The 14,747-nt window shown below is 28.6% G+C and carries 15 protein-coding genes; all 15 read left to right on the forward strand.

Annotated elements, in window-relative coordinates:
• Positions 1-4: 4 nt before the first annotated feature.
• The 15 genes from BC748_RS06910 (at position 5) to BC748_RS06980 (ending at position 14,658) form a co-directional block, all read left to right on the forward strand.
• Positions 5-847 (forward strand): NAD-dependent epimerase/dehydratase family protein, encoded by an 843-nt coding sequence (locus tag BC748_RS06910; protein ID WP_133532751.1) that lies wholly within the window; start codon positions 5-7, stop codon positions 845-847.
• Entirely contained in the window at positions 826-1,803 is a 978-nt protein-coding gene (locus tag BC748_RS06915; protein WP_133532752.1) for an ATP-grasp domain-containing protein, read from the forward strand. The genes BC748_RS06910 and BC748_RS06915 overlap by 22 nt, the downstream gene beginning before the upstream one ends.
• Position 1,804: 1 nt before the next feature.
• The gene (locus BC748_RS06920; protein WP_133532753.1) at positions 1,805-2,443 is read left to right on the forward strand and encodes an HAD family hydrolase; all 639 of its coding nucleotides are present in this window, start codon (positions 1,805-1,807) and stop codon (positions 2,441-2,443) included.
• Positions 2,440-3,069, forward strand: coding sequence for an acetyltransferase (locus tag BC748_RS06925; protein WP_133532754.1), 630 nt, complete (start codon positions 2,440-2,442; stop codon positions 3,067-3,069). Before BC748_RS06920 ends, BC748_RS06925 begins: the two co-directional genes overlap by 4 nt.
• A gap of 1 nt (position 3,070) precedes the next feature.
• Complete coding sequence (gene rffA / locus BC748_RS06930) at positions 3,071-4,204, forward strand: dTDP-4-amino-4,6-dideoxygalactose transaminase (RefSeq protein WP_133532755.1); 1,134 nt, start codon at positions 3,071-3,073, stop codon at positions 4,202-4,204.
• Entirely contained in the window at positions 4,194-5,345 is a 1,152-nt protein-coding gene (locus BC748_RS06935) for a TDP-N-acetylfucosamine:lipid II N-acetylfucosaminyltransferase family protein (protein WP_133532756.1), read from the forward strand. Before rffA ends, BC748_RS06935 begins: the two co-directional genes overlap by 11 nt.
• Complete coding sequence (locus BC748_RS06940; protein WP_133532757.1) at positions 5,338-6,285, forward strand: glycosyltransferase family 2 protein; 948 nt, start codon at positions 5,338-5,340, stop codon at positions 6,283-6,285. The genes BC748_RS06935 and BC748_RS06940 overlap by 8 nt, the downstream gene beginning before the upstream one ends.
• A 4-nt stretch (positions 6,286-6,289) precedes the next feature.
• A complete protein-coding gene (locus BC748_RS06945; RefSeq protein WP_133532758.1) occupies positions 6,290-7,216 on the forward strand; it encodes a glycosyltransferase family 2 protein in 927 nt (308 codons plus the stop codon).
• Positions 7,217-8,470 (forward strand): glycosyltransferase family 1 protein, encoded by a 1,254-nt coding sequence (locus BC748_RS06950; RefSeq protein ID WP_133532759.1) that lies wholly within the window; start codon positions 7,217-7,219, stop codon positions 8,468-8,470.
• Between the two features lie 70 nt (positions 8,471-8,540).
• On the forward strand, positions 8,541-9,548 hold the full coding sequence (locus BC748_RS06955; RefSeq protein WP_133532760.1) for an N-acetylneuraminate synthase family protein: 1,008 nt from the start codon (positions 8,541-8,543) through the stop codon (positions 9,546-9,548).
• Entirely contained in the window at positions 9,545-10,705 is a 1,161-nt protein-coding gene (neuC, locus tag BC748_RS06960; RefSeq protein WP_133532761.1) for a UDP-N-acetylglucosamine 2-epimerase, read from the forward strand. Before BC748_RS06955 ends, neuC begins: the two co-directional genes overlap by 4 nt.
• Positions 10,705-11,403 carry an acylneuraminate cytidylyltransferase family protein gene (locus BC748_RS06965; protein WP_133532762.1) on the forward strand — a complete coding sequence of 233 codons (699 nt, stop codon included), beginning with the start codon at positions 10,705-10,707 and terminating at the stop codon, positions 11,401-11,403. Before neuC ends, BC748_RS06965 begins: the two co-directional genes overlap by 1 nt.
• Positions 11,384-12,325: an NAD(P)-dependent oxidoreductase gene (locus BC748_RS06970; RefSeq protein WP_162846426.1), complete on the forward strand. Its 942-nt coding sequence runs from the start codon at positions 11,384-11,386 to the stop codon at positions 12,323-12,325. Before BC748_RS06965 ends, BC748_RS06970 begins: the two co-directional genes overlap by 20 nt.
• Positions 12,326-13,762, forward strand: coding sequence for an MBOAT family O-acyltransferase (locus tag BC748_RS06975; RefSeq protein WP_133532764.1), 1,437 nt, complete (start codon positions 12,326-12,328; stop codon positions 13,760-13,762).
• Positions 13,762-14,658 (forward strand): hypothetical protein, encoded by an 897-nt coding sequence (locus BC748_RS06980; protein ID WP_133532765.1) that lies wholly within the window; start codon positions 13,762-13,764, stop codon positions 14,656-14,658. The genes BC748_RS06975 and BC748_RS06980 overlap by 1 nt, the downstream gene beginning before the upstream one ends.
• The last annotated feature ends 89 nt before the right edge of the window (positions 14,659-14,747 follow it).

Raw genomic sequence — 14,747 nt, forward strand, 5'->3', positions numbered from 1 at the left:
ATTAATGAAAGTATTAATTACTGGGATTTATGGTTTTTTAGGATCTAATTTGGCAAATGAACTTTGCTCAAACCATGATGTTTTTGGTTTATACAATACAAGTAAAAATAAAATAATTAATGACTCAATCACAACTTTTGCAGCTCTAGAAGAAATAAGTTTTTCTCCAGATGCAATTGTAATGTGTCATGCGGCAATAAACTCGGGAACAACAGTGCTTTCTGATGATGAATTGAAGAAAACAAATGTTCTTTTTACAAAAAAGATTTTAGATTATTTTCCAAACGTAAGAGTAATTTATATTTCATCGGTTTCTGTCTTTGGAGATACTTTAGATAGATTAACAGAGTTATCAGTTCCAAATCCTGAGAATAATTATTCCAAATCAAAACTTGAAGCCGAAAAACTTGTTTTAACAAATAAATTAAATAATGTTATTCGATTGTCTTCATTGTATGGAATTGGAATGAAAGAAAACACTTTGATACCTAATTACTGTAATCAAGCAATAAAAAACAATAAAATTGAAGTATGGGGAAATGGTTCACGTAAGCAAAACTATATCCATATTGATGACGCTATTGATTTGATTGCTAGAGTAATTCAACATAAAAAAAATATTAATTTCCCGATTCTTGGTGTTGATAAAAATGAATATTCAAATATTCACTTAGCAGAAATTATTGCTTTAAAGACAAATTCTAGAATAGAGTATGTTGGAAGTGATAATTCATTTTCATACTTTTATGATAATAAACTAACTCAAGAAGAATTAAATTGGAATACTAAAATTGAATTAAAAGAAGGAATAACTAACTACTTAGAATGGAAAGAAAAACAGTTTTAGTAACAGGAATAGGTGGAAATGTAGGTCAAGGAGTTTTGAGAAATATTATAGATTTAAATTTAGATATATTTCTTATTGGTACAGATGTTGCAACTTTTACGGCAGGAAATTATCTTTGTGATGTTACATACAAAGTTCCATATGCTTTTGATACAAATTATATCTCTGAAATTTCTGCTATTGTAGAAAAACATCGAGTTGATATAATACTACCAACAACTGATTATGAAGTATATTTTTTATCATTAAATCAAGATAAAATCAAATCAACAGTCGTTGCAAGCGATTCCTCTCTAGCAAAAAAATATTTAGATAAATATTTAACCTTTTTACACCATCAAGAATTAAATATTCCATTTGCAAAAACATGGTTGCCCAGCCAGTTTGTTAAAATTGATGGAGATATTATTGTCAAACCACGCGAAGGAAGAGGATCAAGAGGAATTGAAATTAATCCTGAAAATCCTTCTAGCTTTTCTGATGAATATTTAATACAACCACTTCACAAAGGAAAAGAGATTACTACAGCTTTTTATGTAAAAAAGGATGGCAGCTTACATGGATTATTTACAATGGAAAGAGAACTCACTAATGGAGCAACATCGAAATCAAAAACATGCAATAAATATGATGCCGAATTAGAAAAAATCATCAAGAGTATGATACAATTTCAAGGATTAAGAGGAAGTATAAACATACAATCTATTGTTGAAGATGATCAAACTATAATACCATTTGAAGTGAATTGTAGAATTTCAGGAACAAATTCTATTAGGCACAATTTAGGTTTTCAAGATGTTAAATATTCACTTCAAGAATACTTGTATAATCAAGAGCCAGATGAAGTTAAGACAATCGAAGGTATTGCCACACGATTATTATATGATGTGATATATCCAAATGCAACAGACGAAAATCTGTTGAATAATAATTCAAGTAATTTTAAACTTTATTAAAATGAAATATTTATTACTGGATGTTTCTGGAACGATTTTGCACAAACCAATTTTTTTTGAAAAAATAGCAACTATATTATACGATTTCGGATATGAAGTAGGAATAGAAAAACTTAAATATAACCACAAACTTCTCTCAGAAACAATAAAATTTCCCGATAGAACTGATAGCACTTTCTATCATTATTTCAACACGGAGTATCTATTTTCGCTAGGTATCGTACCTAACGAAAATATTTTGGAAACAATTTTTAAAGCTTGTTCCTATTTGCCATGGGAGAAATATGATGATACCAAAGTTCTTAATAATTTAGATATTCCAATTGGAATACTTTCAAATTTCAACTCATCATTAGAAGATAAGCTGAACAATTATTTTGGACCAATTTTTAAAGATATTTTCGTTTCTGAAACAATCGGAATTTCTAAACCGTCATTAGATTTTTATCAATATGCAATAGATAAAATTGGTGTTTTACCTTCCGAAATTATTTATGTAGGAGACTCTTTTAAACTTGATTTTGAACCTGCAACTAATTTAGGAATTACTACATTTGTAATTGATAGAGATGGATTTTATCCAAAAAGTGATAAAATCATTAAATCATTAAATGATTTAGAAGGAAAGTTATATTCATGAAAACACTCGCAATTCTGGGTTCAGGACACTTAGGACAGCAAATTGCACATTATGCTTTGTCCGACAATCATTTTGATAATGTTGTGTTTTTTGACGACTTTTCATCTGAAAATAAAGTTAATGGCATTCCTATATTGGGCAATTCGAATCAAATTATAAGTGAATTCGAAAAAGGTTCATTTGATGAAATAATTCTTGGAATAGGTTATCATCATCTCAATGAAAAAAAAGAAATTTACAATCGATTTAAAGATTATTTACCTTTTGCAACACTAATTCACTCCTCGTCTTGGGTTGATAAAACAGCAATTGTAGAACAAGGATGTGTAATTTATCCAAACTGCGTTATTGATGCAAAGGTTGTTATTAAAGCAAATACAGTTTTAAACATCTCTTGCACAATTGCACATGATACAGTTATAAAAGAACACTGCTTTTTATCACCAAGAGTTGCAGTTGCTGGATTTGTAACTATAAATGAAAAATGTATAATAGGAATTAATGCAACATTAATCGATTCAATTCAAATAGCTGAAAACACAAGAATTGGCGGAGCAACTGTAGTTATAAAATCAATTGAAAAAAGTGGGTTATATGTTGGCAATCCAGCAAAATTTATAAGATAAAATGATACCATTCAATAAACCTTTCCTAACAGGAAATGAAACAAAATACATAGAACAAGCTGTAAAATCAGGAAAAATCTCTGGAAATGGTGATTTTACCCAAAAATGTCAACGCTTTTTTGAAGATAACTATGGAATAAAAAAAGCATTATTAACAACATCTTGTTCTGATGCTTTAGAAATGTGTTCAATGCTAATCGATTGCACTCAAAATGATGAGATAATTGTTCCTTCATATACTTTTGTTACATCTGCACTGGCTTTTGTTCGTCAAGGAGCAAAAATTGTTTTTGCAGATTCCTTACCTAATCATCCAAATATTGATGTATCCAAGCTTGAATCTTTAATAAACAGTAATACTAAAGCTATAGTTGTAGTTCATTATGCTGGGATAGCAGTCGATATGGACGAAGTGATGCGATTAGCAGATAAATACAATCTGTTTGTAATAGAAGATGCAGCGCAAGCTATTGATTCATTTTATAAAGGAAAACCTCTTGGAAGTATTGGTCATCTTGCAGCATTTTCATTTCATGAAACTAAAAACATAATTTCAGGAGAAGGTGGTTTATTAGCAGTTAATGACGATAGATTTATTGAAAGAGCAGAAATAATTTGGGAAAAAGGAACTAATAGAGCTTCATTTTTTAGAGGTGAAATAAACAAATATGGTTGGGTTGATACTGGTTCTTCATTTTTACCTTCAGAAATAATAGCCGCTTTTCTTTGGGCACAACTTGAAAATATAGATGTTATTCAAAAAAGAAGAGTTGTAATTTGGGATAATTATTTTGAACAATTAAAACAATTAATTTCAAGTAGAAATATAACTTTACCTGAAATCCCTGATTTTTCTACAAACAACGGACATATGTTTTATTTAGTTTGCAATTCATTAGATGAAAGAACGAGATTAATAAAAACACTAAAAAATTCAGATATTCTAGCAGTATTTCATTATCTAAGTTTGCATAAAAGCGAATTTCACTTAAAAAATAATGAATCTGTAGAGTTACCAAATGCTGATTTGTTTACAGATAGATTAGTTAGATTGCCTTTTTATTATGAATTAACCAATGAAAATCAGCAAAAGATAATTGATATTATAGTAGATTTTTATAAAAATGAAATATAATATTATTCATATCTGTGAAGACGAAAAATTTATCAACTCGGCAATAAACCAGTTTGAAATAATTTTTCCAAATCAGAACAAGTTTTACATTGTTGATACGGATAATTCAATTCCATTTAGACATGTAACACCTTCAAATTGCACCAAATCTATAAGCACTATCGAATTGGTTCAATTATCTGAAACTTTGGACAAGTCTAGCTTAGTTATTTTGCACAGTTTATCTAGTAAGTTTTATTCTTTTGTTCTAAAACTTTCGAAAGAAATAAAAATAGTTTGGTTATGTTTTGGTTTCGAAGTCTATAATGATTCATACTATTATAAAAACAATCAATTATTAGATAAAATAACATTAAAAAAATATCCGTCAAATGACAAAACCTTAAGTTGGCGCAAAAAAATTAGACCTTTATACCGTATTATAAAACCCAATTTACCTTTTTCTGATTATGAATTAAAAAGAAAAGCTATCCAAAGAGTAAATTATCTAGGTTCAACATTTCATGATGAATATGTAGTTATTCAAAAGTTATTGAATGTTAAAAAAGATTTTTTCAATTTTTGGTATTATCCTCTAGAGCAAATAGTTGAAATCAATTCGCCAATAAATTTTGATAAAACTACAATGCTAATTGGAAATTCAGGATTCAAATCATTAAACCATCTTGATGTTTTTGATAGAATAAAAAACTATAACTTAAAAGCATCAAAAGTTATTATTCCTTTAAATTATGGTGTTGAGAGTTATATTAATGACATTGTTGAACAGTCTAATTTAACCTTTGGAGAAAAGTCATTTCCTCTTTTGAATTTTCTATCTTTGTCTGATTACAATGAATTACTTAACAACGTTGGAATTGCAATTTTTAATAATCATAGACAACAAGCATTAGGAAATACTATAGCGTTATTATGGTTTGGTGTGAAGATTTTTTTAAGTGAACAAAATCCTTTCTATACTTTTTTAAAAAGAAATAATATTCATATTTTTAGCTACGAGAATGAGTTAAATGAAAATTCATGTAATACATTTTTAACACAAGAAGAAATAGAACAAAATAGATACATATTATTTAAATTACTACAACAAGACGTAGTTACAGCTATACTTAAGAAACATATAGATACAATCTATGCATAATCCATTATTTTCTATAATCATTCCTACATACAACAGATCACATCTGTTGAGTAAAACTATTAATAGTTTAATTTCTCAAACTTATAAAAATTGGGAATGTATAATTGTTGATGATGTTAGTACTGATGATACAAGAACTCTAGTTGAAAAATATAGTAAGTCAGATTCAAGATTTCAATTTTATGTTAGAGAAAATAATCCAAAAGGTGCTTCACATTGTAGAAATATTGGATTAGAAAAGGCAAAAGGAGATTATATTATTTTCCTTGACTCAGACGATATGTTGCTGGATTTTTGCTTAGAAAAGAGATTGGACTATATAAATAAAAATCCATTCTTAAATTTTTACGTTTTTCCAATGTTAACAGAAGTGAAAACCAATGTTTTTAAAGAGAAAAAAATTCCTGAAAGCAATTATCTTGAAGATTTTTTGAGTTATAAAATTTGGTGGGGAATTATGTGTGTTACTTGGGAAGTTAGTTTTTTAAAAAAATTAGGAGGCTTCAATATTAATTATGCAAGGCTAAATGATCCCGAAATTCATATTAGAGCTATGTTATTAAGTGATAATAACTATAAAGTTTTTAATGATTCACAACCAGATTCAAAATATGTTCTAGCAGAACGAAAAGATTATAAAGTTTTTTCGCAGAAATATTACGATACAATTTTATTATTCATTCCAGATATTATAAAAAAATTAGAAGAGAAGAATAAATCTGATTTGAAGCATCTATTAATAAGCTATTTACATACTTGGTTGAAGCATTTTATAAATTATGCCAGTATAAAACAGAATAGACATGTTTATTATTTATTTAAAAAAAATAGTATAATTGGTCACAATATGTATAGATTATTAAGGATTTATTCCTATTTCCGAAAAGTAGATAAATATTTAGGATTTAGAATAAAAAGAATATTAGCAAAGACTATTTAAATTAATGAAACCAGAAATTTCAATTATAATGGCAACCTACAATAGAGCACATTTTATTGTAGAAACATTGCAATCTATTCAAAAACAAACATTTGAAAATTTTGAGTGCTTAATAATTGATGATGGTGGAACAGATAATACGCAAGAGGTTATTCAGCCAATTCTGGACAACGACAAACGATTTTTATTTCAAAAAAGAACAGAAAAATATAAAAAAGGATTACCTGGTTGTAGAAATTATGGGTTAGATATAGCCAAAGGAAATTATATAATTTTTTTTGATGATGATGATATTATTCATTCACAAAATTTAAATACACTAATTCAAATAATAAAAACTAAAAACATAGATTTCTGCAGCTATCAAAAACAATCTTTTAAGAATAAAATTCCTAAAGAAAAAAATGAAAAAGTAGTTGTCGAAAATACGATTTCAATAAAAACCATTTACGAAATAGTTACAAAAAAAATACTTATTGCTTCTTGCACTGTACTTTGGTCAAAAGAATGTTTTGAAACTATTAGATTTAATGAGAATTTAATGTATGCCGAAGAATGGGAATGCTACACCAGAATTATTTTAGAAAACAAAAAAGGTATTCAAATTAATTCTATACTATATTTCAATCGTAAACATCCAAATTCTAACACAAGTGAGTTTTATGCCAATAATCCTGTTAGAAGAAATTCAAACAAAGATGCAGTACTTGAAAATTTAAAAAATATACAATCAAAAAAAGTATTATCGCAAAAGTTGTTTAAGTATTTTGTACAAATTGCATATAATTTCAGAGATTTTAATCTGATAGATGATGTGTTTAAAGAAGTAAAATTATCTTTGCCCATAAAAATATACTGGAAGTTCTACTATAAAACACTTCCTTTTCGAATAGCAAATACCAGATTATTAAAGCGGTTAAAAATAAAATAAATGAAAATTTTAATAATTTCTGAATCTATAAATGTTGAAGATAGCAGTGCATCAAAAGGAAGAGTTGCGCTAATAAATAATCTCAATAAAGCAGGATTTGATTTAAAAGTTCTTCATTATTCACACAAAGAAATTAAACTGCCGAATATTGATTGTCAGTTGATAAAAGAAAATAAATTTTCAATTTTATTCCTTCTCTCTAGGGCAGTTAGAATATCACAAAGAATTTCTAAAATTTATTTTAATGAAAAATTAGAAAAAATATTCGGATTTTCATTTACTCACACAAATGACACAAATGCTATAGCCAAAGCAATAAAGAGAAATCAAGATTATAAACCAGATTTAATTTTTACATTAAGCAAAGGAGGAAGTTTTAGACCACATAGAGCAATGTTAAAATTACCTGAATTACATTCAAAATGGATGGCATATATCCATGATCCATATCCTTTTCACGTATATCCAAGACCATATAATTTCGTTCAAGAAAGTTACAAATCAAAGGAAGAATTCATGCAATTAATAACGCAAAAGGCTAACATTTTATCCTTTCCAAGCTTATTGTTAAAAGAATGGATGCAAAGTTATTTTCCTGATGTTACTAATAAAAGTGTCATAATTCCACATCAAATCAAGGTTGATGGAGAATTGCAACCACTTCCTGATTTTTTTCAAGTTAATCAGTTTTCTCTTTTGCATGCTGGAAATTTGTTGAAACAACGGAATCCTGCTTTCTTAATTGATGCATTTTTAAATTTTCTAGAAAAAAATCCATACGCTAAAACCGAAGCTAAACTTTATTTCGTTGGCAATTATAACGAACACTCAGCACTTTTAGATAAATATAAAAACCATCCAAATATTATAATCCATGGTTATGTTGAATATAAAATTATTCAAACCATTGAAAATGAAGCAGCAGTAAATATTGTTCTTGAAGCAATCTCTGAAATAAGCCCTTTTTTGCCAGGAAAATTTCCAAATTGTATCAAATCGAATAAGCCAATGCTTCTCGTTGGACCATATTATAGTGAAGTTAGAAGATTGTTAGGAAAGGAATATCCATATTGGTCTGAAGCGAATGATAGTTTGGCAATTCAAAAGAACATAGAGGAATTATACACAATCTGGAAAAATAATCCAAATGAATTCAAATTAAATAGAAAAGATTTAGAAAATTATTGTGATGAAATCGCATTGAAGAAAGTCTTTGATGTTGAAGTCAAAGAATTATTAGCCATAAAAAAGTAATTTGGAACAATAATTTACCTCAAAAAAATAAAATTAGTTACTTTTACTACCATATCAATCCGTTTTTTGAATGAAAAACAAGCCCTATTTAATTGCCGAAATTGCTCAAGCTCACGATGGAAGTCTAGGAATTCTTCATTCCTATATTGATGCAGTAGCTAAAACTGGCGTGCAAGCCATTAAGTTTCAGTTGCATATTGCTGATGCTGAAAGCAGTATTCATGAACCATTTCGAGTAAAATTTTCAAAAGAAGATGCTACACGTTTTGATTATTGGAAACGAATGGAATTTACACTTGAACAATGGAAGGAAATCAAAAGCCATTGCGATGAAGTAGGTTTGGATTTTATTTGTTCTCCATTCAGTAATTTGGCTGTAGATTGGCTGGAACAAATTGATGTAAAACAATATAAAGTTGGTTCAGGCGAAGTAAATAATTTTCTTCTTTTGGAAAAGATTTGTCAAACAGGAAAACCAATCATTATCTCATCTGGAATGAGTAGTTTTGATGAATTAGACAAAACAGTTGAGTTTCTTAGAAGTAAAAAGGCAACATTTTCGATACTTCAATGTACCACAGCTTATCCAACAAAGCCCGAACAATATGGTTTAAATGTTATTTCTGAATTAAAAAAACGATACGATGTTCCAATCGGATTTTCCGACCACTCGGCCAAAGTAGCTACAGGAATTGCTGCTGTAACTCTTGGAGCTGAAATTTTAGAATTTCATGTGGTTTTTAATAAACAAATGTTTGGACCAGACGCAGTTGCTTCTCTAACAATAGAAGAAACAAAGCAGCTGGTTGATGATGTTGCTGCTATTTATTTGGCTCAAAATCATGTGATAAGTAAAGAAACTAATGAACAATTCAAAGAATTGAAAGCCATTTTTGAAAAGTCATTAGCAATAAATAAAAATTTGCCAAAAGGTCACATTATAACTTTTGACGATTTAGAAAGTAAAAAACCCAAAGGATATGGAATTCCTGCTTCCGATTTTCAAAAAGTAATTGGAGCCAAACTAAAAAACGATAAATCCCAATGGGATTTTTTGAATGAAGATGATTTAGCATGAGCGAAAAAAGAAAAATAGCTGTAGTAATCACAGCAAGACCATCATATAGTCGAGTAAAAACCGTTTTATCGGCTATAAAAAAGCATCCCGAATTGGAGTTACAGCTTATTGTTGCTGCATCTGCATTACTAGATAGATATGGAAGTGCTGTGAATTATATTGAAAAAGATGGGTTTGAAGTTGCTGCCAAAGTTTTTAATGTGCTTGAAGGCGAAAATCTTACGGCTGCAGCCAAAACCACTGGTATCGGAATTTTAGAATTATCAACTGTTTTTGATAATTTAAAACCAGATATTGTAGTGACAGTTGCTGACCGATTTGAAACTATGGCAACAGCAATTTCAGCTTCTTATATGAATATTCCTTTGGCACATATTCAAGGCGGTGAAGTTACAGGAAATATAGATGAAAAGGTACGACATTCAATTACTAAATTAGCTGATTATCATTTTGTTGCTTCTGAAAATGCGAAAGTTAGAGTAATTCAACTCGGTGAAAATCCCAATATGGTTTTTAATACGGGTTGTCCATCAATTGATATTGCAGAAGAAGTTGCAAAAAACACACAACTAACCTTCAATCCTTATGAAAAGTATGGCGGTGTTGGTTCTCAACCCGATTTGAAAAATGGTTACATAGTAGTAATGCAACATCCTGTTACTAATGAATATCAAGACTCAAGAAAGCATATTGAGTCCACACTTCGTGCTATTCAAAAAATAAATAGACCCACGCTTTGGTTTTGGCCAAATGTTGATGCTGGAGCCGATGGGACTTCCTCTGGAATTCGTTCTTTTCGTGAAAAATATAAAATGGAAAATGTGCATTTTTTCAAAAACATGGAAGGTGACGATTTCTTGAATTTATTAAATCATTCGTTGTGTTTGATAGGAAATTCAAGCGTTGGAATTCGTGAATGTGCTTATCTTGGTGTACCAACGATTAATATTGGTTCAAGACAAAATCGCAGAGATAGAGGAAGCAATGTAGTTGATGTTAGCTACAGTGAAGAAGAAATTATTAATGCAATAGAATATAGTATTACCAATAGTAAAAGAGAAAAATCAACCGTTTATGGTGGTGGAAATGCAGGCGAAAAAATTGCAGAATTGCTAAAAGATTTACCATTACAATTTCATAAAACCATTACGTATTAATGAGAGTTTTAGCTATTATTCCTGCGCGTGGCGGTTCAAAAGGTGTTCCAAAGAAAAACATAAAACTTCTTGGTGGTAAACCTTTGATAATGCATGCCATTGATTGCGCTAAAAATGCTAGTAAAGTGACTAAAGTTGTTGTTTCCTCTGATTCTAATGAAATTATTCAGATTGCTATCCAAAATGATTGTCAAGTAATTAAAAGACCAACAGAATTAGCCGATGATAATAGTAATGTAGTTACAGCTGTTGAACATGTTTACAACCAACTTAACGAAGAGTTTGATGTTATTGTTTTGCTTCAACCAACATCGCCATTAAGAACACCAAATGATTTAAATGCTATCATTTCTATGTTTGAAAAAGAAGCTGATTTGGATGGTGTTATTAGTGTTGTTGCTTTTGATGATTATCATCCTGCAAGAATGTATAGTTTAGATGAAAATTTAGAGATGATTCCACTTCAAAAAGAAGGAGAAACAACCAGAAGACAAGATTTAAAACCTGTTTATTATCGTAATGGTTGTTTTTATGCGGTGAGAGTAAAAGCCTTTTTTAAAGAGAAATCTTTTATGGTTAAAAATAAAAAAGGATTCATAATGGATGCTAATTGGCTTTTAAATATTGATACCCAAAGAGATTTTAAAATAGCAACTTTGCTTTACGATGACTGGAAAAATGAAATTGTTAATCACTGAATCTGAAAATTTTAGTGAAGATGCTATTCTTGAACTCAAAAAACATTTTGAGGTTGAAGTAGCAAATCTATTTTCAGAAGCAGAACTTATTGAAAAGATTCAAACAGTAGATGTACTTTTTATTCGTTTGAGATTTAATTTATCTAAAGAAATTTTAAGCCAAACTAGTTCATTAAAATATATTTTAACTGCAACAACTGGCCTAGATCACATTAATGTTGATTATTTTCAAGGAAATGGTGGAAGAGTAATTTCCCTAAAAGGAGAAGCCGATTTTTTAGGCACAATACCATCAACGGCAGAACATACTTGGGGATTGTTATTGGCTTTAATGAAAAAAATTCCAAATGCTTTCGCAGATGTTAAATCAGGAAACTGGAATAGAGATAATTTTAAAGGGAATAATTTAAAAGACAAAAAAATTGGAATTCTTGGTTTAGGAAGAGTAGGTAAGCAAGTGGCAAAATTTGCAGAAGCTTTTCAGATGGAAATAGCCTATTTTGATGTTCAACAAATTGAATCGTATTATTTGAAATTTACTGACGCTAAAGATTTATTTTCTTGGGCTGATATAATTTCGATACATATTCCTTATACTTTTGAAAATGAAAAGTATGTTGATAAAGATTTATTAAGTAGTTGTAATTCAAATGCAATTTTAATTAATACTTCTCGTGGAAAAATTTGGGATGAAACTGTAGTAGCTGAATTTTTGAGAGAGAACAAAATAAAGGCAATTGCCACTGATGTGCTCTTTGATGAGTATAATAATTCAGTGTCCAAAAATCCGTTAGTTCAATTGACAAATTTAAATTATAATATAATTATCACACCACATATTGCAGGAGCAACTTTCGAATCAATGACGATGACGGAAGATTTTATTGTAATGAAGTTTTTAAATACTTTAAAATCCAATTAAATGCTTTTTAATTCTATTTCCTATTTATTTTTTCTGCCAATAGTTTTTGCAATTTATTGGATGTTGAATGCCAGAAAATTGAAATGGCAAAATTTATTTTTATTAACAGCTAGTTATTTTTTTTATGCTTGCTGGGATTGGAGATTTCTTTTTTTATTGATGTTTTCAACAGGATTAGATTATTTTACAGGAATAAAAATGTTTGAAGCAAAAAGTGTTAAACTGAAGAAATTTTGGTTTTTTGCTAGTATTTTTATTAATGTTGGATTTTTAGGAGTTTTTAAATACTATAATTTTTTCATAGAATCCTTTGAAGATTTGCTAACTAATTTTGGTGTTACTTCTCATTTTTGGACATTGAAAATTATTTTACCAGTTGGTATTTCATTTTATACATTTCACGGATTATCTTATGTCATTGATATTTACTATAATAGAATAAAACCTGAAAAAAACATCGTTGACTATTCATTGTTTGTTAGTTATTTTCCATTATTAGTTGCCGGACCAATTGAAAGAGCAACCCATCTTTTGCCTCAAATTAAGAAAAAAAGAGTTTTTAATTATGAAAATGCAATGGAAGGTTTTTATCAAATTCTCTGGGGTTTGTTCAAAAAACTAGTCATTGCTGATAGCTGCGCGGTTTATGCAAATGAAATTTTTGATAATCATCAAAGTATGAATTCTATTTCATTACTACTTGGAGCAGTCTATTTTTCATTCCAAATTTATGGAGATTTTAGTGGCTATTCTGACATTGCATTGGGAACATCCAAACTCTTTGGAATTGATTTACTTAGAAACTTTAATTATCCCTATTTTTCAAGAGATATAGCAGAGTTTTGGCGAAGATGGCATATATCATTATCTACTTGGTTTAGAGATTATTTATACATTCCGTTAGGTGGAAGCAAAGGAGGAATGACAACTAAAATTAGAAATACCTTTATCATTTTTTTGGTTAGTGGTTTTTGGCATGGAGCGAATTGGACATTTATAATATGGGGATTTTTAAATGCTTTATTTTTTCTTCCTCTGTTAATCACAAACAATAATAGAAACAATATATCTATTGTTGCTGAAGGGAAAATGTTTCCAACAATCAAAGAGTTCTTCAGTATATTATTGACATTTACAATTACAACCTTTGCATGGATATTTTTCAGGTCAAATACGGTTAGTCAGGCTATTGAGTTTATAAAAAATATTTTTAAGTTTAATGTTAATGGTGGTTTTCAATACTTAACTTTTGACAGATATACCATTGAATTGGTTTTTCTTTTACTTCTTTTTCTTTTTATAGAATGGATTTCAAGAGAAAGAGTTCATCCAGTTTTTGGTAAATTCAAATCGTTAAAAGTAATCGCCATAATAACCATGATCTTGATTTTTGGAGTATTTTCAGAAGCTAAAGAGTTTATATATTTTCAATTTTAATGAAGAAGTTTATAGTAACCATATTATCCTATTTGATGGCAACATTTTTAATAATGTTCGCTCTTGATTTTGGCTATACTAAAGTGTATGAAAATGCTAAACCTAGAACAAAGTTTCAATATTTTAGGTCTTTAAAAAATAAACAATTTGATTGTGTTTTTCTTGGTTCTTCTCGTGTTGAAAATGGTATAATTCCTACTATTATAAAAGAAAAAACAGGATTGGAAACACTCAACATGGGTTTTCAAGCCTCAAAATTGAATGACATTTATACAATTTTACAACTTCTAAAAGAATATAATATTCAAGGAAAAAGAATTTTTATTCAAATTGATTACATCTATAATTTAAAAGGGAATTCTAAAATTCTTCAGTATCAAATGATACCTTTTATAAATGAAAATGAAGTATTGAATAAACATTTTAAAAACAATTCTGAAGATTATTTTGGATACAATTATGTTCCATTTTATCGATATAGTCGTAATGACTTAAAATTAAATTTTAGAGAAATACTACTTAGTATTGCTAAGAAAAAAACAAACGCAATGGAAGGAAATGGTTATGCTCCAAAATATGGAACATCAAAAAACCATAGATTGACACTTCCTACAGAGTTAGAAAAAGAAAATGTAGTTTTCGATTCAATTATTAAATACATTGAAAAAAATAAAATAAATGCTACTTTCTATTGTGCACCTTTCTGCTATCATGGAAAAAACATGGAATTCATAGCAAAACTCAAAAATAAAGTTCCAAATTTTTATGATTTTTCAAGAGCTGTTTCTGACGAAAAATTATTTCAAAATTCAAATCATCTCAATCATGATGGAGCAATATATTTTACCAATATTTTTATCGACCAAGTACTTTTGAAAAATAATATTGAAGAGTAAATGCAACTCTAGTGAAAATCTATTTATTATATTTTTCACATTGATTTTTTAGTTCCTTTAAAAATCAAGATATTTGGTGTCAAATTGAA

Origin of the sequence: Flavobacterium dankookense, assembly GCF_004362665.1 — a bacterium.
Taxonomy (GTDB): Bacteria; Bacteroidota; Bacteroidia; order Flavobacteriales; family Flavobacteriaceae; genus Flavobacterium; species Flavobacterium dankookense.